Here is an 18,797-nt window from a genome sequence, read left to right as displayed (position 1 = left end):
AAGCAATGGACAAAGCTGGGTGGAATTTATGAAATATAGAATGATGTATTCCTTCTTGAATACAGATTTGCAATTAATTGAAAAAGAATTAGAAGCGGCAATTATAGCGGATTCCACGGTTTTGCGGGAAGCTTCACTACATTTACTGCAATCAGGTGGAAAACGTATTCGCCCGGTATTCGTCCTTTTAGGGGCGAAGTTTGGCGATTATGATATCCATGTAGTCAAGCATGTTGCAGCGACATTGGAACTGATACACACGGCTTCACTCGTACATGATGATGTTGTAGATGATGCGGATTTACGCAGAGGGTCTGCCACTATTAAATCGAAATGGGACAATCGTGTTGCCATGTATACCGGCGACTTCATTTTTGCAAGAGCACTGGAAATGATGGCAGTGATTGAGACCCCGCTTGCACATAAGATTCTCGCGGATACCATGGTCGAATTGTGCCTCGGGGAAATAGAGCAAATTAAGGATAAATACAATTTCAATCAAAACTGGCGAATTTATCTTCGAAGGATAAAGAGAAAAACAGCGTTACTCATAGCTTCAAGCTGCCAGCTCGGGGCGATTGCTGCCGGTGTTGATGAAAAAATCCATCAAAAGTTATTTAGATTTGGTTATTATGTTGGCATGTCTTATCAAATAACAGATGATATCCTGGACTTCACTGCATCTGAAGAAGAATTGGGTAAGCCGGCAGGCAGTGATTTGATACAGGGAAACATCACCTTACCCGTTTTGATTGCAATGGAAGACCCAATGCTTAAAAAGCTAATCGAAACGGTTAGGGAAGATATGTCCAAAGAAGATTTATCGAAAATCATTACAGCTATCAAGTCTTCAGGTGCCATTGAACAAGCGGCTAAGATAAGTGACCTTTATTTAGAAAAGGCTTTCTCGGAATTGAAAGGACTTCCCGCCATTAAGGCGAGGAAGACATTATCTGATATAGCAAAAAACATCGGAAAAAGGAAGTTTTAAAGCTTGCAGTTGCGAAACTGGACAAACCATGGTAGTATTCTAAAAGGATTGCCTTATAAAGGCAAATAACTATGATACATATTAGGAGTGACAATTATGGAAAAAACATTTTTAATGGTAAAGCCTGACGGCGTTCAACGTAATTTAATCGGTGAAATCGTTTCTCGTTTCGAAAAGAAAGGCTTCCTATTAGCTGGAGCAAAATTAATGGTTATCTCTCAGGAATTAGCTGAGCAACATTACGGAGAGCACAAAGAACGTCCTTTCTTCGGCGAATTAGTGGACTTCATCACTTCTGGCCCTGTTTTCGCAATGGTTTGGGAAGGTGAAAACGTAATTGCAACTGCTCGTCAAATGATGGGTGCTACTAATCCTAAAGATGCTGCAGCAGCTACAATTCGTGGCGACTTCGCAGTTACTGTAGGCAAAAACATCATTCACGGATCAGACTCAGCTGAAAGCGCTGCACGTGAAATTGGTTTATTCTTCAAAGAAGAAGAACTAGTTGAGTATTCAAAAATCGCTAACGAATGGGTTTACTAATTAGGTAGGTAAGAATATAAAAGCGGGTTTTGTCGAATGATTCGACAGACCCGCTTTTTTTGTATCTTTGCAGTTATTGAAATTAAAGGCGTAAAGCGGAATTATTATTTAAAGAATCCCAAGCCCACTCCGATATAAAGAGAAGAACGACATAAATCAATAAGTTCGGGGGAGTCACAGCAATGCCTCAAGAATATGAAGAGTTTATTCGCAATATTAAAGTGTTGACAGGCATTGATTTGTCATTGTACAAGGAAGGGCAAATGAAACGTCGTCTCACCTCTCTGTATGAGAAAAGAGGGTATCGATCATTCCGGGAATATTTTAAAGACATTCAGTCCAATTCTAAAGTATTAAATGAGTTTTTAGACAGAATGACGATTAATGTTTCGGAATTTTATCGGAATGCGAAGAGATGGGAAGTTTTAGAGAAAAAAGTCCTGCCTTCCCTCTTAGCCAGCAAAAAAAAATTAAAAATATGGAGTGCTGCCTGTTCAACCGGTGAAGAGCCATATACAATTGCGATGATTTTATCGAATCTTGTTCCATTAAGCCAAATTGAAATATTGGCAACGGATTTAGATGAAAACGTAATTGCCCGGGGTAAAATGGGGGTGTATCCTGAGCGTTCTTTGAATGAAGTGCCAGATGATATAAAGAACAAGCACTTTAAAAAAGAAGATGATTTTTATCGTGTTGAAGATGAAATTAAGCGAACAGTCACCTTTAAGAAACATAATCTACTTGCAGATCGATTTGAACAGGGTTTTGACTTAGTCGTCTGTCGAAATGTCTTGATTTATTTTACTGAAGACGCAAAGTGTCTTTTATATGATAAATTCAGTGCATCTTTGAAAAGTGGTGGTGTCTTTTTTGTGGGGAGTACAGAACAGATTTTTAATCCGGGAAAATATGAATTTGAAACCATAGACACATTCTTTTATAAGAAAAAGTAAATAGATTTACGGTATAGAGGGCTGAATGGAACATTCAGTTCTCTTTTCTATATACGTTATTGGACTAAAGGGCCATTTTTGGTAAGCTGAGAGAGAAGATGGGGGTGAAATGTTAGCTTGGGAAAGATTAAACTATATCGAAATTGTTTGAGAACATGTAAAATAATAAAAGAAAAGTGTTGAAATATAAAGAAATATTGATTTTGCTTTAACTGTATTCCCACTTTTCATAAAATTGTGTTATATTGATACATAAATCCTTTAAAGTGCTAAAAGGGGGCAGGAAAATGAGATATTTAACAGCGGGAGAATCACATGGTCCGCAGCTAACTACTATTATTGAAGGTTTACCAGCGGGTATGCCAATTACAAATGAGGATATTAACAAAGATTTGGGTCGCCGGCAAAAAGGGCATGGCCGAGGAAGAAGAATGCAGATTGAAAAGGATCAAGCCTTCATATCTTCTGGAATCAGACATGGTTACACGTTGGGATCACCGATCGCATTGGTAGTCGAGAATGACGATTGGAAGCATTGGACCAAGATCATGGGAAGTGAAGGTCTATCAGAGGAAGAAGCTGAAGAGATCAAACGCAAAATTACGCGTCCACGTCCAGGTCATGCAGACTTGAATGGTGGCATTAAATACGGTCATCGTGATTTACGGAACGTTTTGGAGCGCTCATCGGCCCGCGAAACGACCGTGCGTGTGGCAGCAGGTGCAGTAGCTAAAAAATTACTGGCTTTGTTAGGAATTGAAGTGGCATCACATGTACTTGAAATCGGTGGTATAAAGGCTGATCCTCCTCAATATGAGTCGATTCAGCAGTTACAGCATGTGACGGAAGAATCTTCAGTCAGATGTTTTGATAAGAATGTCGAGCAACAAATGAAGGATGCCATTGATGATGCTAAACAAAAGGGAGATTCAATCGGCGGCGTTGTGGAAGTCATTGTTGAAGGAATGCCAGTGGGCGTTGGAAGCTATGTTCATTATGACCGTAAACTCGATGCTAAGCTTGCAGCGGCAATTATGAGCATTAACGCTTTTAAAGGTGTCGAGATAGGTATAGGATTCGAAGCGGCTCATCGATTCGGTAGTGATGTTCATGATGAGATAGCTTGGGACAAGGATAAGGGCTACTATCGGAAAACGAATCGCCTGGGTGGTTTTGAAGGCGGGATGACGACTGGTATGCCGATTGTTGTACGTGGTGTCATGAAGCCAATTCCGACATTATATAAACCGTTGAAAAGCGTTGATATCGATACTAAGGAAGTATTTGAAGCAAGTGTGGAGCGCTCTGATAGCTGTGCTGTGCCAGCTGCAGCCGTGGTTGCCGAGGCAGTAGTGGCCTGGGAACTTGCGACGGCAATCGTGGAACAATTTCCTTCAGACCGCTTTGATCGATTGGAAGAATACATAAATTCTTATCGGGAAGAAGTAAAGGAGTTTTAACGATGGAATCCATACAAATTAAAACGGCTTCCAAGCAATACCCGGTTGTAATAGGCAAGAATGCGATTCATGAATTATCCGATTTCATTTCCAATGAATATAGTCATGTAAGCAAGATTTTAATCATTACGGATGAAAAAGTAGCAGAATTGCATTTACAGACAGTCAAAAGCGCTTTAATTAAGACGGGAAAACCGGTGTTGCACCATGTTGTTCCGGAAGGGGAGCATGCTAAGACATTTGACGTATTTTACGAGTGCCAAAGCTACGCCTTATCCCAACGACTTAATCGGAAGTCAATGATTATTGCTCTTGGCGGTGGTGCAGTCGGCGACCTAGCTGGATTTGTTGCGGCCACTTTTATGAGGGGAATCCCGTTTATCCAGATCCCGACGACTTTACTTGCGCATGATAGTGCTGTTGGTGGCAAGGTTGCCATCAACCATCCACTAGGAAAAAATATGGTTGGTGCCTTTCACCAGCCTGAAGCGGTCTTTTATGACCTTGAATTTTTACATACGCTTCCATTACAAGAGTTACGTTCGGGTTTTGCCGAAGTAATTAAGCATTCCTTGATTGCTGATGAAGACTTTTACCGATGGTTAAGGTTGAATATTGTGGATCTCACCAATGTAACGGATGAGCAATTTCTAATCATGATTACAAAAGGGATAAGCATAAAAGCATCCATCGTAGAAAAGGACGAAAAAGAAACGGGTATCCGTGCCTATTTAAATTTTGGTCATACACTTGGTCATGCTATTGAAGGCTCTATGGGATATGGTAACTTTACTCATGGTGAATCCATTTTAATAGGAATGGTCTACGCCCTGAAATTAAGTCAGAAGAAACAGGATCTGGATTTTAACCTTAACGAGTTCATACAATGGGTTTCCTCTTTAGGTTATCAAACAACTATACCTCATCAGCTTGAAAAAGAAGTATTGCTCCATTTGATGAAAACTGATAAAAAGTCCGTCCATGGCGGTGCTACATTTGTCTTGCTAAAACAATTGGGTTCTCCTGTGTTAATGGATATGGAAGATTCGCTACTGTTAGAAGAAATGACTGATTTAATGTGATTGAAGAATGGGGGAATCGTGTGTGATTAGAGGAATAAGGGGCGCAACAACCGTAGAAAATGACACAGAATCAGAAGTGATTTCTGCTGTTGAACTACTGTTGGAAGAAATTATTCGAAAAAACGATATTGAACCTGAAATGGTTGCCTCCGTATTTTTTTCTGCAACGGATGATATACGCTCCGTCTTCCCTGCCAAAGCCCTCAGGAAATTTGAAGGGTGGACATATGTACCGGTCACTTGTATGCAAGAAATTCCTGTGATAAATTCTTTGCCTTCCTGTATAAGAGTGATGCTTCATGTAGAGACGACGAAATCGCAGAGAGATATTGAGCATGTATATCAAGCGGGTGCCACTGTTTTGAGGCCGGATTTAACTAAAAAATTAGAATTCAAGAAAAAAGATATGGTATAATATTTGTACACTTTGATGCTTTAAAGTAGTGAAAATAGGGGTGAATGATATGAAATGGAATGAAGCGGTCCTTTCCTTGAAATCTTATCAACCGGGAAAATCAACCGATGAAGTGAAGAAAATGTATGGTCTTGAAAAAATAGTGAAACTTGCTTCAAATGAAAATCCGTTTGGGTGTTCCGAAAAAGTTAAAGATAGCATAAAAAATGCAAGCCATTCTTTCGCTATTTACCCTGACGGATATGCAACCTCGCTTAGAGAGGCCGTTGCTATACATACAGGTGTTAAAGAGACACAACTTATTTTTGGGAATGGATCAGATGAGAATATTCAAATAATATCAAGGAGTTTGCTTGGAGCGGGAAAAAACACTGTTATGGCTACGGGGACTTTTTCACAGTATCGACATAATGCCACCCTTGAAGGGGCGGAAATTAGAGAAGTGCCGCACATTGACGGAGCTCATGACCTAGAAGGTATGCTTAATGCTATTGATGAAAACACATCTGTTATTTGGATCTGTACACCTAATAATCCGACAGGAAAATACATTCCCGAACCTGATTTAATTGCATTCCTTGAAAAGGTTCCGGAAGATGTACTTGTTGTTTTAGATGAAGCCTATAGTGAATATGCAGTGGCTGAGGATTATCCGAGAACCAATCAATGGATCAATAAATATAAGAATCTGATTATACTTCGAACATTTTCAAAAATATACGGTCTTGCCAGCTTTAGAGTTGGATACGGATTGGCTGATGAAGACATTATCCAGAAGCTTGATCCATCGCGTGAACCATTCAATGTGAATACATTCGGACAAAAGATTGCCGTCGTGGCATTAGAGGACCAGGCCTTCATAGAAAAATGTAGGACGGAAAACCAAAAAGGTCTACAACAGTATTATGAGTTTTGTGAATCGGAAAATCTCTCATATTATCCATCTCAGGGTAATTTTATTTTCATTCATTTCAATCATGACGCTGATGCAGTATTTCAGTTTTTATTGGAGCGGGGATATATCGCAAGATCAGGTAAGTCATTCGGTTTCCCAAATAGCGTCCGTGTGACGATTGGGTCGACGGAGGAAAATGAAGGAATGATTCGTGCTATTAAATCATTCTTGACTGAAGTAAGTTTGCCTTCTAATTCAATACATTAATTTCATCTAGGTTAGAGGACTAAAGGAGCGGGGGAGAGAAGAGTGAAAGGAAAGGTTTTCGTAATTGGCCTCGGACTAATTGGTGGATCGTTGGCCATGGCTATCCGCCATGCTCATCCTGACGCTGTAATTATTGGTTATGATTTAAACGAAAAGAATTTACAACTAGCCACCTTATTAGGAATCATTGATGATTCCGTATCTTCTCTTGAAGCTGGCGCCTGTGATGCCGATTTAATCTTAATGGCGGTCCCCGTCAATGAAACGGTCCGGACTTTAGCGGAATTAGCTCATCTGGACTTAAAAAGGGATGTCATCATATCGGATGCTGCAAGTACGAAAACAACCGTTGTGAATGCGGCCAGCAGCTTGATCAATAGAGGTTACACCTTCATAGGGGGCCATCCAATGGCTGGTTCCCACAAGAGTGGAGCGGGGGCAGCCAAATTGCACTTATTTGAGCACGCGTTCTATTTACTTACTCCAGAGGAACATGTCGAGGAAGAAAGAATAGAGCAGTTAAAACAATGGTTAAGTGGCACAAGAGCTAATTTTTTGGTAGTCTCACCTGATACCCACGACAGAATTACAGGAGTGATCAGTCATTTTCCACATATCATCGCCTCAGGCCTTGTCAAACAGGCGGAAGCATACAGTCAGGAGAATGAGCTGATTTCAAGGCTTGCTGCAGGAGGCTTTCGTGATATTACTAGAATAGCTTCCAGTAATCCCGAAATGTGGCGTGATATTTTATTACATAACCGTGAAGTGCTATTAGTGTTGATGAATGATTGGTTAAGGGAAATGGAATATATCAAAGAACTTGTAGCCAATGAAGATAGCGAAGAAATTTTTCGTTTCTTTACTGATGCCAAGGTATATAGGGATGACTTACCGAGCAATATGAAAGGTGCCATTCCGGCGTTTTATGATTTATATGTTGATATACCAGATTACTCAGGGGTCATTTCAGAGATTACTGGTTATTTGGCACAGGAAGGAATCAGTATAACGAATATACGAATCATCGAAACAAGGGAAGAAATATATGGCGTACTAGTAATCAGCTTCCAGACAGAGGAAGACCGTATTAAAGCTGCTGATTGTGTGGCGAGGCATACTGATTATGAAACGATTCTGGCATAAAATAATACATGGTGAAGGATGGTTGTATGAAGACAAAAAGGTTGCCAACGAACATTCAATCTTTGCGTGGAACGATCGCTGTACCGGGGGATAAGTCTATCTCCCATCGATCTATTATGTTTGGAGCGCTAGCTGAAGGGGTTACGGAGGTTACTAATTTTTTACCTGGTGCGGATTGCTTAAGTACAATCTCCTGTTTCAAGCAGCTTGGCGTGAGCATAGAACAAGAGGGTCAGCTAGTCCGTATAGAGGGGAAAGGATTCAATGGGTTGACTGAGCCTCGTGAAGTCCTGGATGTCGGAAATTCTGGAACTACGATTCGATTGATGCTAGGTATCTTGGCTGGACAAGACTTTTCTGCAGTCCTCGCTGGTGATTCCTCCATTGCTAAACGGCCGATGACAAGAGTGGTGAATCCCCTCCGTGAGATGGGAGCGCTCATAGACGGACGTAAAGACGGCGAATACACGCCCCTTTCCATAAGGGGAGGGCAATTACAAGGGGTTCGCTATCAATTGCCTGTAGCTAGTGCCCAGGTCAAATCTGCTATTATCCTTGCGGGGCTACAAGCTGAAGGAGAAACGATCATCGTGGAGCCGGAAGCGACACGAGACCATACTGAACGGATGATCCAACAATTTGGTGGAAAAATTGAAAAAGACGGTCAAACGATTAAAGTAAGTGGCAATCAGTTGTTCAAAGGAACTACTATACATGTGCCTGGCGATATTTCTTCGGCTGCATTCTTTATGGTAGCTGCAGCGATTACAAAAAATAGTGAAGTTGTTTTGAAAAACGTAGGCCTTAATCCCACAAGAACAGGCATTATTGAAGTGATGAAGGCAATGGGAGCGGATATAACGGTCGATTTACATTCTGGAGAAGGTGAACCCGCAGGAGACGTTACTGTACGGAGTTCCCAATTAAAAGGGACGACGATCAGTGGTGATTTGATTCCTCGTTTAATTGACGAGATTCCGGTCATTGCTCTCCTAGCCACTCAAGCGGAAGGTATTACCACAATCAAGGATGCTAGTGAGTTAAAGGTAAAAGAGACGAACCGGATAGACACGGTGGCCAATGAGCTTAAAATCCTGGGAGCGGATATAACGCCGACTGCAGATGGATTGATTATTAGTGGGCGTAAATCCCTTCAGGGAGGGACGGTCACGAGCCATGGAGATCACCGCATTGGAATGATGCTTGCAATAGCGGCATTAATTACTAATGGGGATGTTCAACTGGAAGACCCAGGAGCCATTGATGTTTCGTATCCGGAATTTTTTGACCATTTAACATACTTGATTAAGTGAATTGAAAAAAGTTTGCAGATATTTTGGTGCTGCAAACTTTTTTTATTTTTTTGTTTTTTGCTCCTATCCCTTTGTAAGCGTTGTCAAAATAACGTTTTATGAAATATAACGGTGGGGACTGATGATAAAGGTCCGATTAATCAAAAAGGAGATTCTCCTTTCCATGGAGAATTAGATAGTAACCTTTTTTTATGAAGAATGGGGGGAACTACATCAATGGAATTACCGGGCTGCAGTATGGTAAACTAAATATTACTGTTTTTACTAAACATCTTCACGATCCGTTTCATCCTTTTTATGATAGGAAAGTTGACGTTTTGCGTGATGTTGTTTGTCTAGAGACTAAGTTTATGCAAAAGGAAGGAAGCAGCTATGAATATAGTAGAACAAGTTATTCAGTATTTAAAAAAAGGGGAATTAACAGAAGCTCTTAAACATATAAATCGAATTAAATCATCAGAGTCGGCAGAGGACATCTTATTGTTGGCTGAGGAAATGTTCCAACTTGGGTTTGTCGAGGAAGCTAAGGATCTTTTTGAGCATCTACTGGCACTGTATCCAGACGAGGGCGAGTTGATTGTTTCTTTAGCAGAAATCCTTATCGATATGGATCAAGAAGATGAAGCCATGCTGATGCTTGAAAAAGTCAGCCCGGAAGATGAGGTCTATCCAAGTGCCCTATTACTAGAAGCAGACCTTTATCAATTACAGGGGATGAGCGAGGTCAGTGAAAGGAAATTGTTGCAGGCTAAGGAATTATTGCCGGATGAGATCATCATTGATTTTGCACTAGCTGAACTATTTTATCATCAAGGAAGAGACCAGGATGCCATTGCAAATTACATAAAGGTATTAGAACGGGAACATGAAATTGCAGGGGTGAACGTCAATCAGCGTCTTGCGGAAGCGTTGAGTAGTTCGGGGAAATTCGAGGAGGCCCTTCCTTACTTCGAGAAGGCCTTAGATGGTAGCGTCGAAATCAATACGCTATTTGAATACGCCTTTACTGCCTTCCAAGCTGGTCTATATGAAACTGCCGTGCGCAAGTTTATCGAACTGAAGGAAATAGACCATGAGTACCATTCCCTCTACTTATACTTAGCAAAAAGCTATGAACATCTAGAGGATCTTGATAAGGCTTTGAATACGGTTAAGGAAGGCATCAAGGCAGATGAGTTCAATAAGGAACTATATTTCTTCGGTGGTAAAATCGCCTTGAAAAGCGGTTTGGAGGATGAAGCGGAAAACCTATTCAAAGAGGCTTTGGCAATCGATCCCGGCTACTTAGAAGCTGCCCTTACCCTACTGAAGCTCTATATGCATAATGAAAGGTATGAAGATATTTTAGAATGCATTGGTGAGGTAAGGAGATATGGCGAGGATGATCCACAGTTTGAATGGATAGCTGCTGTCTGTTATCAAAAAACAGAGCAATATAAAGAGTCATTAACCAGCTATGGTAAAGCATATAATTCTTTCAGAGACAATCCGGATTTTCTGGAGGATTACGGTTTCTTTTTAATTGAAGAAGGAGACAGCGCTACTGCTAGAGAAGTATTTAACAAGCTGCTCGTAATAAATCCGGCAAATGATGAATATGCGATGATTTTGGAACGTTTAGGTGAAAGTTCAGGGCTATAAAAAAAATAGTAAGACAGAGGAGGGAATTCATGGTGGCTACCCCTGTTTCTGTAAATGAGAAAAAGGATTTTATTCGGTGGTTTTTAAATCATTATCAACTTAAAAGAAGAGAATGTGTTTGGATTTTAAATTATCTAATGAGTCACGACCAATTAATGAAAAAGGTCCATTTTGTAGAGAATGCACAATATTGTCCCCGTGGTCTTATCATGTCTACCCATTGTGTGGAGGAAGTGCCTTTCAGATTTTATAAATCCAATATCATGACAACCGATGCAGAGAAATCTTTTCATGATATTCGATTGAATCGGGATGAGGATATCTATATCCAGCTAAATTTTAAATCAGCTTATTCGTCTTATCAATACGCCGCAGTATTGGAAAATAACCCGTTCATGCCAAAATCAACAGCCGCTAATGAAAAAGATCAGCTACTTGCTGAGCAGTTTTTAGAGAAGAGTATGCTTCATTTCGAGAGAGACCGAATACTCAAGGCAATCGATGAAGCGTTGGATAAACATGATGAACAAGCTTTTAAGAATTTAACGGAACAACTCAATCAACTAAAAGTACTGGGATAAATTGCAAAGACCTTTCCTGAAGCAGGAAAGGTTTTTTATTTTTATTTTTTTAAAAAATATGGTTAAAAACTACATTTTTATGAATACTAGGGGTATATGGTAAAGATATTACGATAAATGGTACAATGAAAAGGAGTTGATTCGATAAAGTGGGAGTGGAGTAAAGAATATGAAGTGGTCAGCAAAAGAATTGGATATGTATATCCATGCAAAAGAGTTTGTGGATACGGCACTAATACCATTGGTTCCCCTCTCTTTTGGAGAACAAATGAAACAGTCCGGTTCGAATAACGAATTCATTACTATTTTGAGTATGGAAATCGAAAAGCAAATGAAGGGCAGAATGCTTTTAATGCCAACATTTCACTACCTAAGTGATGAGGAGGACAAGCTTTCCATTCTAAAGCGTTGGTCTGAAAAACTGGAAGCAAACAACTTTAAGCATGTATTTTTCCTTACATCGGATATCGAGTGGAAAAAGAATGAATTGGAATTGGAGCATCATTTGGTTTGGATTCCTTCCATCCCGCTTGAAAATTTAGAAAATGCCCAAGCTAGGGCTATGATTAGCCAACAAGTCAATCAAATTCTAGACATATTTACTCATTACTGGAAAAGCTAATAAAATAAGGGTTTTTTTCATTTTTTGACACATAGTTGCCACCTTTTGGGTTTTACAAATATTGACCTTGGGAAATTATTGATATATCATGGAAATGTCCTAGTTTTATAGTGTTGCTATTTAGTGGTCCAATGGGCTCTCAATATAGTAATAGAGGGGGGGAAAACGCATGAGCAAACATAATGTTTCACGACGTCAATTCCTTAATTACACACTTACTGGCGTTGGTGGATTTATGGCGGCCGGTATGTTGATGCCTATGGTTAGGTTTGCAATTGATCCAGTACTATCAGCTGATAAAGGCGGGGATTACATTGCAACTAAGCAGAAGGTAAGCGAACTGACTACAGAACCAGTCCGAGTTGATTTTAGCTTTAAGCAGGTCGACGGGTGGTATGAGTCTGAAGAAACAAACACAGCTTGGGTTTATAAAACGGATGATGGGAAGTTAGTTGCACTATCTCCAATTTGTAAGCATTTAGGTTGTACGGTAGCGTGGAATACGGATAAATCTAATCCAAACCAGTTCTTCTGTCCTTGTCATTATGGCAGGTACACGAAAGATGGCATGAACGTGAAAGGGACACCACCGATTTCACCTTTGGATGTCTTTGACACGAAAGAAAAAGACGGAATTCTTTATTTAGGTCAACTAAAACCGCACGGGGAGGCGTAAACATTGCTAACAAAGTTATATGACTGGGTGGACGAGCGTTTAGACATTACGCCGTTATGGCGGGATATTGCTGACCATGAGGTTCCGGAACATGTTAACCCTGCGCATCATTTTTCTGCATTCGTATATTGTTTTGGTGGGTTAACTTTCTTTATCACGGTCATTCAAATTTTGTCAGGTATGTTCTTGACGATGTATTATGTACCCGATATCAAGAATGCTTGGGAATCGGTTTATTATTTACAAAACGAAGTGGCCTTCGGTCAAATTGTCCGTGGCATGCATCACTGGGGAGCAAGTCTAGTTATCGTTATGATGTTCTTACATACTCTTCGTGTCTTCTTCCAGGGAGCTTACAAAAAACCGCGCGAATTGAACTGGATGGTTGGCGTATTAATCTTCTTTATTATGCTGGCATTGGGTTTAACAGGATACTTATTACCATGGGATATGAAAGCGCTATTTGCAACAAAAGTTACACTGACCATTGTCGAATCGGTACCTTTAATGGGACCGGCACTTAAGACATTGATAGCAGGAGACCCAACAATCGTTGGTGCACAGACATTGACTCGATTCTTCGCGATTCATGTATTCTTCCTTCCTGCGGCATTATTTGCATTATTGGCGGCTCATTTCTTAATGATTCGTAAGCAAGGTATTTCAGGTCCACTATAAAAGAATATGGAACAAGAATCATAAAAACCTTTTCATAAAGGAGGGGATCATTCAATGCATCGTGGGAAAGGTATGAAATTCGTAGGCGACTCGCGTATTTCTGCGAACCGTAAACCGAATATTCCGAAAGATTATTCTGAATATCCTGGGAAAACTGAAGCATTTTGGCCGAATTTCCTTTTAAAGGAATGGATGGTCGGAGCAGTATTTTTAGTTGGCTATTTATGCTTGACAGTTGCACATCCGTCCCCATTGGAAAGGATAGCCGATCCGACAGATACAGCGTACATTCCGCTGCCTGACTGGTATTTTCTATTCCTTTACCAATTACTTAAGTATACCTATGCTTCAGGTCCGTACAATGCAATTGGAGCCATGGTTATACCAGGTTTAGCTTTTGGAGCATTGCTTCTGGCACCGTTTTTAGATCGCGGTCCTGAGCGTAGTCCAGCTAAACGCCCATTTGCTGTAGGGTTTATGTTATTAGCTATTGCTGGAGTGTTTTATTTAACATGGGAATCGGCGGCCCATCACGATTGGGAAGCTTCTAAAAAGCAGGGGGCCATCGTAGAAGGTGCTGACATCGATAAAGATAGTGATGGTTATAAGCTTATGGATTCAAGCGGATGTATAAGCTGTCATGGAGCAGAATTGACAGGTGGGGCAGGAGCACCTAGCTTGATTGACACCGGTTTAACTCCAGAAGAAGTTTCTAAAATTGCTGTCAAAGGTCAAGGGGCAATGCCAGCTGGTATGTTCAAAGGTTCTGATGAAGAATTGAAGACATTGGCTGAATTCGTTTCTGGTTTATCAGCAAAATAAATGAATTCAGGTAGCATTTGTTTTTCGCTACTGCTGAATAAAAATGGCTGACAACTCCGTTGTCAGCCATTTTTATTGAATGGAATGACAATTTAAAAGAAAAACTTGGATTTGGAGGATAGAATCTGTAATATGAATATATAGAGAATGCGAGGGAAAAGTGGATGAATGTGATTTATAGTTGGTTTGCGCATCGGCAAGTACTTGTTTTATTGTTAATAGTGAATGTATTCGGAACGGCATATGGATATTATTGGTATGGTTATCAATTAGCTGAAACACCTGCTATCTTTTTACCATTTGTACCTGATAGCCCAACGGCTTCTTTGTTTTTTTTACTTGTATTAGTAGGATTTCTACTCAAGAAAAACTTTGGTTTCGTGGAAGCCTTGGCAATCATGACTTTATTCAAATATGGTATTTGGGCCGTTGTGATGAACGTACTTACTTTATTGACGACCGGCACATTGCCAATAGAAGGCTATATGTTAATGGCATCCCATTTAGGGATGGCAATTCAGGGGATATTATACGCACCATTTTACAGAATAAAACCTTGGCATTTAATTTTGGCCGGAATCTGGACCATACATAATGATATAATCGATTACGTTTTTAAGATGATGCCCAGCTATCGTGATTTATTTGAGTATATGGATATGATCGGTTATTTCACGTTTTGGCTCAGTATATTGTCCATTTTCGTTGCTTGGTATTTCGGATACAGAAAAGGGAGATTTACGCTTTCTTTCATAAAGTAAAAATGACCTTGTTCATAATTAAATGGGCAAGGTTATTTTTTTATCATGAACATGGTCTACTCATGTTTTTTTGCTCATATCGTTTTAGTAGAGATATGAGGAGGGACGAGTATCATGTTGAAAAAATTCATCTTAACCACTGCCCTTTTATTTTCCGTCTTGAATTTCCCTGTTTATGCACAATCCTCTTCAAATTTGGAGAAGTTGGACAACATTTCGGATAAAGCTCTCGAAATGGCCAAGTTGAAGCGATATGATGATTCAGAAAAGATGCTGACATTTTTTTCTGATCAGTTTATAAAAAAGACTGCAATAGAGCAAATTCTTGATATGGACGAACTTCGAATCATTACCGTTGCTCATAATGAAGCATTGATGACGATAAAGGATAGTAGTAAGGGAGATTCCGAAAAGATTAATTCCGTCACTAAGTTTAGACTTGTAATGGATGCAGTTAAGTCTACGCATCAACCCCTCTGGACTGAAATGGAAGATCAAATGATGAATTCTTTTAGACAAACGAAAGACGCGGCAACCAATCAAGATGCCATCACTTTTAATGATCAATTGAACTTATTCCTCTCGCAATATGAAATGATTTATCCCAGTTTAAAAGTGGACCTTTCCAGGGAAACAATTCAACAGTTGGATACCCGAATTCAGTATATGGATCAATATCGTCCTGAAGTGATTAGGAAAGGTGGAAATCAAAAAGAAATGGAAGACCTGCAGGATGAATTGACGGCTGTCTTTGAGGAAATGGGAGAAGACGATTCAGACCCCTCCTTATGGTGGGTGATCATTTCAACGGGCAGTATAATAATTATGACGCTATCCTATGTAGGTTGGAGAAAATATAAGGGAGATCGTGAAAAGCCAACCAAGGAACGTAATGATTGAAAGGCGCTACCCTGAAGAACACTATATTTGACATGACCGTCCCGTATCCATAGAATAAAAGTAATTATAGTTCTTAGGAGGAAACCATGTATTTCATTTATTTGGCGATTATCATCTTAATCCCGATTTACGCACAAATGAAAGTGAAGAGTACGTATAAAAAGTACTCTCAAGTGCCTGCTTCATCAGGTATGAATGGTGCAGAGACTGCTAGGGCCATTCTCGACCAAAATGGTCTCTACAATGTAAGAGTCGAAGAAACACCAGGCATGCTATCCGATCATTACGATCCAAGAGATAAGACAGTACGCTTATCCACAGATAACTATCATGGACATTCAGTTGCTGGTGTAGCTGTTGCAGCCCATGAAGTTGGACATGCGATACAAGATAAGGAAGCTTATGCATTCTTGCGGATTCGTCATGCGTTAGTCCCAGTCGCAAACTTTGGATCGAATATTTCCTGGATTTTAATTTTAGTCGGTATGTTTGCGAACATACCAGCTTTATTATTAGCGGGTATCGTATTCATGGCTGCAGCTGTATTATTTCAGGTAGTCACTCTGCCAGTTGAGTTTAATGCTTCCTCACGGGCAATGGATCAACTTGTTTCCGTTGGAGTCATCCGAAATGATGAAGAGAGAGAAACGAAAAAAGTGTTAAGTGCTGCCGCGATGACCTATGTAGCTGCTGCTCTTGTAGCTGTACTCGAATTAGTTCGCCTTCTGCTTATGTACACAGGTATGAGGGAAGAAGATTAAGAAAAGGCATGATTTCATTTTGAAATCATGCCTTTTTCAATCTCTACATTCACGTACGAACTACAGGGATATTTCAAGGATCATCCGAAAGCGTTATCGTATTATTGGATTTTTGTTTTCATCTAACGTAAAACCTTCTCCTAGAACGTCATGTACTTCACTGACAGACACAAAAGCATGGGGGTCGACTGACGTTATAGCACTTTTTAATCGGACAAGTTCATTTTTGGCAACGACACAATATAGAATTTCACGATTGTTTTTTGTGAATGAACCATAGCCTTTCAAGACGGTTACCCCCCGATCCATGTCATGCATGATCCTTTCAGCAATTTCTTCATTTTTCTCACTGATAATCATGGCTCCTCTTGCAGCGTAGGCACCTTCTTGCATAAAGTCAATGACGCGCGCCCCTATGAATACGGCTACGAGGGTATACATCGCTTCTCGATAATCCAAATAAGTTAAAATGGAAAGACCAATGACGACCGCATCGAATATAAACATGGTACGCCCCATCCCCATCCCTAAATAACGATGAGCAAATTGGGCAATAATATCAACTCCGCCCGTCGTTCCGCCATACCGGAATATGATGCCCAGGCCAACACCGACAAAGACCCCTGCAAACAAGGCAACCAGCATTAAATCTTGGCCAAGATTTATTTCAAACTGATACCTTTCAAAAATCCAAAGCCAAGCCGATAAACCGACAGTGCCAACGATTGTATAAAAAAAAGAAGTTCGGCCCAAGTATTTCCAACCAACGAAGAAAAGGGGAATATTTAATATCAAATTGGAATATGACGGATTTAAACCAATGAGTTGATATATAATCAAGGTAAGACCAGTGAACCCGCCTTCTGCCAAGTTATTTTGCATATTGAAATGGACAAGGCCGAATGCAAAAATTCCAGCTCCAATTAGGATGAACAGGATGTTTTTCACTTTTAAACCGTTTAGCATGTCTAGAGACCCCCAAAACGTATGTATTCAAGTAATTTACTTATTATAACCAATTAACCATTTGTGAGCAATTAATTACGGTGGGCGTATCGGTTGTCATCTCTTGCACTTTTAGCTAACATGGAGTAGAAATAAATATTTGTAATCGAATATCAAGAATGGGTGACAAAATGGAACAGAAAACGATTCAACAAATGCAAGCTGAGGTCGATCAATACATAGGACAATTTAAAGAAGGATATTTTAGCCCATTGGCCATGCTTGCACGCATGTCAGAGGAGCTAGGGGAACTTGCAAGAGAAGTCAATCATTACTATGGCGAAAAACCTAAAAAATTGACTGAAAAAGAAAATACAGTTGAAGAGGAATTGGGGGATATGTTGTTCGTGATGATCTGTTTTGCTAATTCCCTTGGCATTGATCTACAAAAATCGCATGATATGGTCATGCATAAATTTACAACCCGGGATAAAGACAGATGGACAAAAAAAGATGAGAACGTAGGGGGAATGAAGGATGAGTGAAGTGAGAGTGATTGTTGCGGGGCCGCGTGGCAGAATGGGAAATGAAGCGGTGAAATTGGTACATCGCACAGATGGATTTCAATTAGCCGCTGTTATAGATCGTAAGTTTAATGGAGAGAACTTATCTACTATCGAGGGGTTCAATGGCATTGAGGCACCAGTGTATTCAGATATTAATGAATGCTTTTCCAAGGTGGAAGCAGATGTATTGATTGATTTAACAACACCGGAAGTTGGGATGTACCATACAGAAACAGCCTTGAACCATGGTATTCGCCCTGTTGTAGGTACGACAGGTTTTTCTAAATCGGATTTAGAGAAACTGGATTATTTGACTAAGGAAAAAGGCATTGGTTGTATCATCGCACCCAATTTTGCGATTGGCGCAATCTTGATGATGAAGTTTTCACAAATGGCAGCCAAATACTTTCCGGATGTTGAAATTATTGAAATGCATCATGATCAAAAATTGGATGCACCTTCCGGAACTGCCTCAAAAACGGCAGATATGATAGCGGCAGTCCGCGAAACAAAAGAACAAGGGCATCCAAACGAGAAAGAGACGATTCAAGGGGCTCGAGGAGCCAAGATCGATGGCATGCATATCCACAGTGTACGCCTTCCAGGACTTGTTGCCCATCAACAGGTACTATTCGGGAGTGATGGGGAACTCTTGACGGTACGCCATGATTCATTTAACCGTGCATCATTCATGACAGGAGTAAAGCTTGCTGTGGAAACAGTCATGAAACTCGATGTACTTGTTTATGGCTTGGAAAATATTATCGAGTAGGGAT

General features: G+C 40.2%; 21 protein-coding genes. 20 read left to right on the top strand and 1 reads right to left on the bottom strand.

Annotation, left to right across the window (positions count from 1 at the left end; translation table 11 throughout):
* Positions 1 to 28 precede the first annotated feature (28 nt).
* The 18 genes from hepT (at position 29) to ACIQXU_RS00105 (ending at position 16,510) form a co-directional block, all read left to right on the top strand.
* Positions 29 to 991 carry a heptaprenyl diphosphate synthase component II gene (gene hepT, locus ACIQXU_RS00190; protein WP_402956690.1) on the top strand — a complete coding sequence of 321 codons (963 nt, stop codon included), beginning with the start codon at positions 29 to 31 and terminating at the stop codon, positions 989 to 991.
* A gap of 96 nt (positions 992 to 1,087) precedes the next feature.
* Positions 1,088 to 1,534, top strand: a complete 447-nt coding sequence (gene ndk / locus ACIQXU_RS00185; RefSeq protein WP_402869169.1) for a nucleoside-diphosphate kinase — start codon at positions 1,088 to 1,090, stop codon at positions 1,532 to 1,534.
* A gap of 182 nt (positions 1,535 to 1,716) precedes the next feature.
* Positions 1,717 to 2,490 carry a CheR family methyltransferase gene (locus ACIQXU_RS00180; protein WP_402986078.1) on the top strand — a complete coding sequence of 258 codons (774 nt, stop codon included), beginning with the start codon at positions 1,717 to 1,719 and terminating at the stop codon, positions 2,488 to 2,490.
* A gap of 287 nt (positions 2,491 to 2,777) precedes the next feature.
* Positions 2,778 to 3,950, top strand: a complete 1,173-nt coding sequence (aroC, locus tag ACIQXU_RS00175) for a chorismate synthase (protein ID WP_402869166.1) — start codon at positions 2,778 to 2,780, stop codon at positions 3,948 to 3,950.
* 2 nt (positions 3,951 to 3,952) lie between these two features.
* Positions 3,953 to 5,032, top strand: coding sequence for a 3-dehydroquinate synthase (gene aroB, locus ACIQXU_RS00170; protein ID WP_402986076.1), 1,080 nt, complete (start codon positions 3,953 to 3,955; stop codon positions 5,030 to 5,032).
* Between the two features lie 22 nt (positions 5,033 to 5,054).
* Positions 5,055 to 5,447: a chorismate mutase gene (gene aroH, locus ACIQXU_RS00165; RefSeq protein ID WP_402869162.1), complete on the top strand. Its 393-nt coding sequence runs from the start codon at positions 5,055 to 5,057 to the stop codon at positions 5,445 to 5,447.
* A 49-nt stretch (positions 5,448 to 5,496) separates the two neighbouring features.
* Positions 5,497 to 6,609 carry a histidinol-phosphate transaminase gene (gene hisC / locus ACIQXU_RS00160; RefSeq protein ID WP_402869160.1) on the top strand — a complete coding sequence of 371 codons (1,113 nt, stop codon included), beginning with the start codon at positions 5,497 to 5,499 and terminating at the stop codon, positions 6,607 to 6,609.
* Between the two features lie 42 nt (positions 6,610 to 6,651).
* Positions 6,652 to 7,755 (top strand): prephenate dehydrogenase, encoded by a 1,104-nt coding sequence (locus ACIQXU_RS00155; RefSeq protein ID WP_402986073.1) that lies wholly within the window; start codon positions 6,652 to 6,654, stop codon positions 7,753 to 7,755.
* A gap of 26 nt (positions 7,756 to 7,781) precedes the next feature.
* A complete protein-coding gene (aroA, locus tag ACIQXU_RS00150; protein ID WP_402869157.1) occupies positions 7,782 to 9,068 on the top strand; it encodes a 3-phosphoshikimate 1-carboxyvinyltransferase in 1,287 nt (428 codons plus the stop codon).
* Between the two features lie 372 nt (positions 9,069 to 9,440).
* Entirely contained in the window at positions 9,441 to 10,709 is a 1,269-nt protein-coding gene (locus ACIQXU_RS00145; protein ID WP_402956702.1) for a tetratricopeptide repeat protein, read from the top strand.
* Positions 10,710 to 10,738: 29 nt separating this feature from the next.
* Complete coding sequence (locus tag ACIQXU_RS00140; protein WP_402986070.1) at positions 10,739 to 11,290, top strand: ReoY family proteolytic degradation factor; 552 nt, start codon at positions 10,739 to 10,741, stop codon at positions 11,288 to 11,290.
* 169 nt (positions 11,291 to 11,459) lie between these two features.
* A complete protein-coding gene (locus tag ACIQXU_RS00135) occupies positions 11,460 to 11,912 on the top strand; it encodes a YpiF family protein (protein WP_402986068.1) in 453 nt (150 codons plus the stop codon).
* Between the two features lie 169 nt (positions 11,913 to 12,081).
* Entirely contained in the window at positions 12,082 to 12,588 is a 507-nt protein-coding gene (locus ACIQXU_RS00130) for a QcrA and Rieske domain-containing protein (RefSeq protein ID WP_402869149.1), read from the top strand.
* 3 nt (positions 12,589 to 12,591) lie between these two features.
* Positions 12,592 to 13,266, top strand: a complete 675-nt coding sequence (gene qcrB, locus ACIQXU_RS00125) for a menaquinol-cytochrome c reductase cytochrome b subunit (RefSeq protein WP_034307974.1) — start codon at positions 12,592 to 12,594, stop codon at positions 13,264 to 13,266.
* A 54-nt stretch (positions 13,267 to 13,320) separates the two neighbouring features.
* On the top strand, positions 13,321 to 14,088 hold the full coding sequence (locus tag ACIQXU_RS00120) for a menaquinol-cytochrome c reductase cytochrome b/c subunit (RefSeq protein ID WP_402869148.1): 768 nt from the start codon (positions 13,321 to 13,323) through the stop codon (positions 14,086 to 14,088).
* Between the two features lie 164 nt (positions 14,089 to 14,252).
* The gene (gene lhaT / locus ACIQXU_RS00115) at positions 14,253 to 14,849 is read left to right on the top strand and encodes a lipoprotein heptaprenylglyceryl N-acetyltransferase LhaT (RefSeq protein ID WP_402986065.1); all 597 of its coding nucleotides are present in this window, start codon (positions 14,253 to 14,255) and stop codon (positions 14,847 to 14,849) included.
* Positions 14,850 to 14,963: 114 nt separating this feature from the next.
* The gene (gene ypjB / locus ACIQXU_RS00110) at positions 14,964 to 15,749 is read left to right on the top strand and encodes a sporulation protein YpjB (protein WP_402869144.1); all 786 of its coding nucleotides are present in this window, start codon (positions 14,964 to 14,966) and stop codon (positions 15,747 to 15,749) included.
* Between the two features lie 86 nt (positions 15,750 to 15,835).
* A complete protein-coding gene (locus ACIQXU_RS00105) occupies positions 15,836 to 16,510 on the top strand; it encodes a zinc metallopeptidase (protein ID WP_402956706.1) in 675 nt (224 codons plus the stop codon).
* Positions 16,511 to 16,603: 93 nt separating this feature from the next.
* On the opposite strand, the gene ACIQXU_RS00100 is transcribed toward ACIQXU_RS00105, so the two are convergent.
* Entirely contained in the window at positions 16,604 to 17,476 is an 873-nt protein-coding gene (locus tag ACIQXU_RS00100) for a YitT family protein (protein ID WP_402869141.1), read from the bottom strand.
* 170 nt (positions 17,477 to 17,646) lie between these two features.
* On the opposite strand from ACIQXU_RS00100, the gene ACIQXU_RS00095 reads away from it, so the two are divergent.
* Both ACIQXU_RS00095 and dapB read left to right on the top strand, forming a co-directional pair.
* The gene (locus tag ACIQXU_RS00095) at positions 17,647 to 18,000 is read left to right on the top strand and encodes a nucleotide pyrophosphohydrolase (RefSeq protein WP_402956708.1); all 354 of its coding nucleotides are present in this window, start codon (positions 17,647 to 17,649) and stop codon (positions 17,998 to 18,000) included.
* Positions 17,993 to 18,793: a 4-hydroxy-tetrahydrodipicolinate reductase gene (dapB, locus tag ACIQXU_RS00090; protein ID WP_402986062.1), complete on the top strand. Its 801-nt coding sequence runs from the start codon at positions 17,993 to 17,995 to the stop codon at positions 18,791 to 18,793. Before ACIQXU_RS00095 ends, dapB begins: the two co-directional genes overlap by 8 nt.
* Positions 18,794 to 18,797: the final 4 nt, after the last annotated feature.

Source organism: Peribacillus sp. NPDC097284, assembly GCF_044761765.1.
GTDB lineage: Bacteria > Bacillota > Bacilli > Bacillales > DSM-1321 > Peribacillus.
This window is presented reverse-complemented; position numbering and strand designations above follow the sequence as displayed.

Excerpts from the sequence above, each read along its gene's own strand:
- hepT (WP_402956690.1), top strand. The coding sequence starts at position 29 with ATGAAATATAGAATGATGTATTCCTTCTTGAATACAGATTTGCAATTA.
- ndk (WP_402869169.1), top strand. The coding sequence starts at position 1,088 with ATGGAAAAAACATTTTTAATGGTAAAGCCTGACGGCGTTCAACGTAAT.
- ACIQXU_RS00180 (WP_402986078.1), top strand. The coding sequence starts at position 1,717 with ATGCCTCAAGAATATGAAGAGTTTATTCGCAATATTAAAGTGTTGACA.
- aroC (WP_402869166.1), top strand. The coding sequence starts at position 2,778 with ATGAGATATTTAACAGCGGGAGAATCACATGGTCCGCAGCTAACTACT.
- aroB (WP_402986076.1), top strand. The coding sequence starts at position 3,953 with ATGGAATCCATACAAATTAAAACGGCTTCCAAGCAATACCCGGTTGTA.
- hisC (WP_402869160.1), top strand. The coding sequence starts at position 5,497 with ATGAAATGGAATGAAGCGGTCCTTTCCTTGAAATCTTATCAACCGGGA.
- aroA (WP_402869157.1), top strand. The coding sequence starts at position 7,782 with ATGAAGACAAAAAGGTTGCCAACGAACATTCAATCTTTGCGTGGAACG.
- ACIQXU_RS00145 (WP_402956702.1), top strand. The coding sequence starts at position 9,441 with ATGAATATAGTAGAACAAGTTATTCAGTATTTAAAAAAAGGGGAATTA.
- ACIQXU_RS00140 (WP_402986070.1), top strand. The coding sequence starts at position 10,739 with ATGGTGGCTACCCCTGTTTCTGTAAATGAGAAAAAGGATTTTATTCGG.
- ACIQXU_RS00135 (WP_402986068.1), top strand. The coding sequence starts at position 11,460 with ATGAAGTGGTCAGCAAAAGAATTGGATATGTATATCCATGCAAAAGAG.
- ACIQXU_RS00130 (WP_402869149.1), top strand. The coding sequence starts at position 12,082 with ATGAGCAAACATAATGTTTCACGACGTCAATTCCTTAATTACACACTT.
- ACIQXU_RS00120 (WP_402869148.1), top strand. The coding sequence starts at position 13,321 with ATGCATCGTGGGAAAGGTATGAAATTCGTAGGCGACTCGCGTATTTCT.
- lhaT (WP_402986065.1), top strand. The coding sequence starts at position 14,253 with ATGAATGTGATTTATAGTTGGTTTGCGCATCGGCAAGTACTTGTTTTA.
- ypjB (WP_402869144.1), top strand. The coding sequence starts at position 14,964 with ATGTTGAAAAAATTCATCTTAACCACTGCCCTTTTATTTTCCGTCTTG.
- ACIQXU_RS00105 (WP_402956706.1), top strand. The coding sequence starts at position 15,836 with ATGTATTTCATTTATTTGGCGATTATCATCTTAATCCCGATTTACGCA.
- ACIQXU_RS00100 (WP_402869141.1), bottom strand. The coding sequence starts at position 17,476 with ATGCTAAACGGTTTAAAAGTGAAAAACATCCTGTTCATCCTAATTGGA.
- ACIQXU_RS00095 (WP_402956708.1), top strand. The coding sequence starts at position 17,647 with ATGGAACAGAAAACGATTCAACAAATGCAAGCTGAGGTCGATCAATAC.
- dapB (WP_402986062.1), top strand. The coding sequence starts at position 17,993 with ATGAGTGAAGTGAGAGTGATTGTTGCGGGGCCGCGTGGCAGAATGGGA.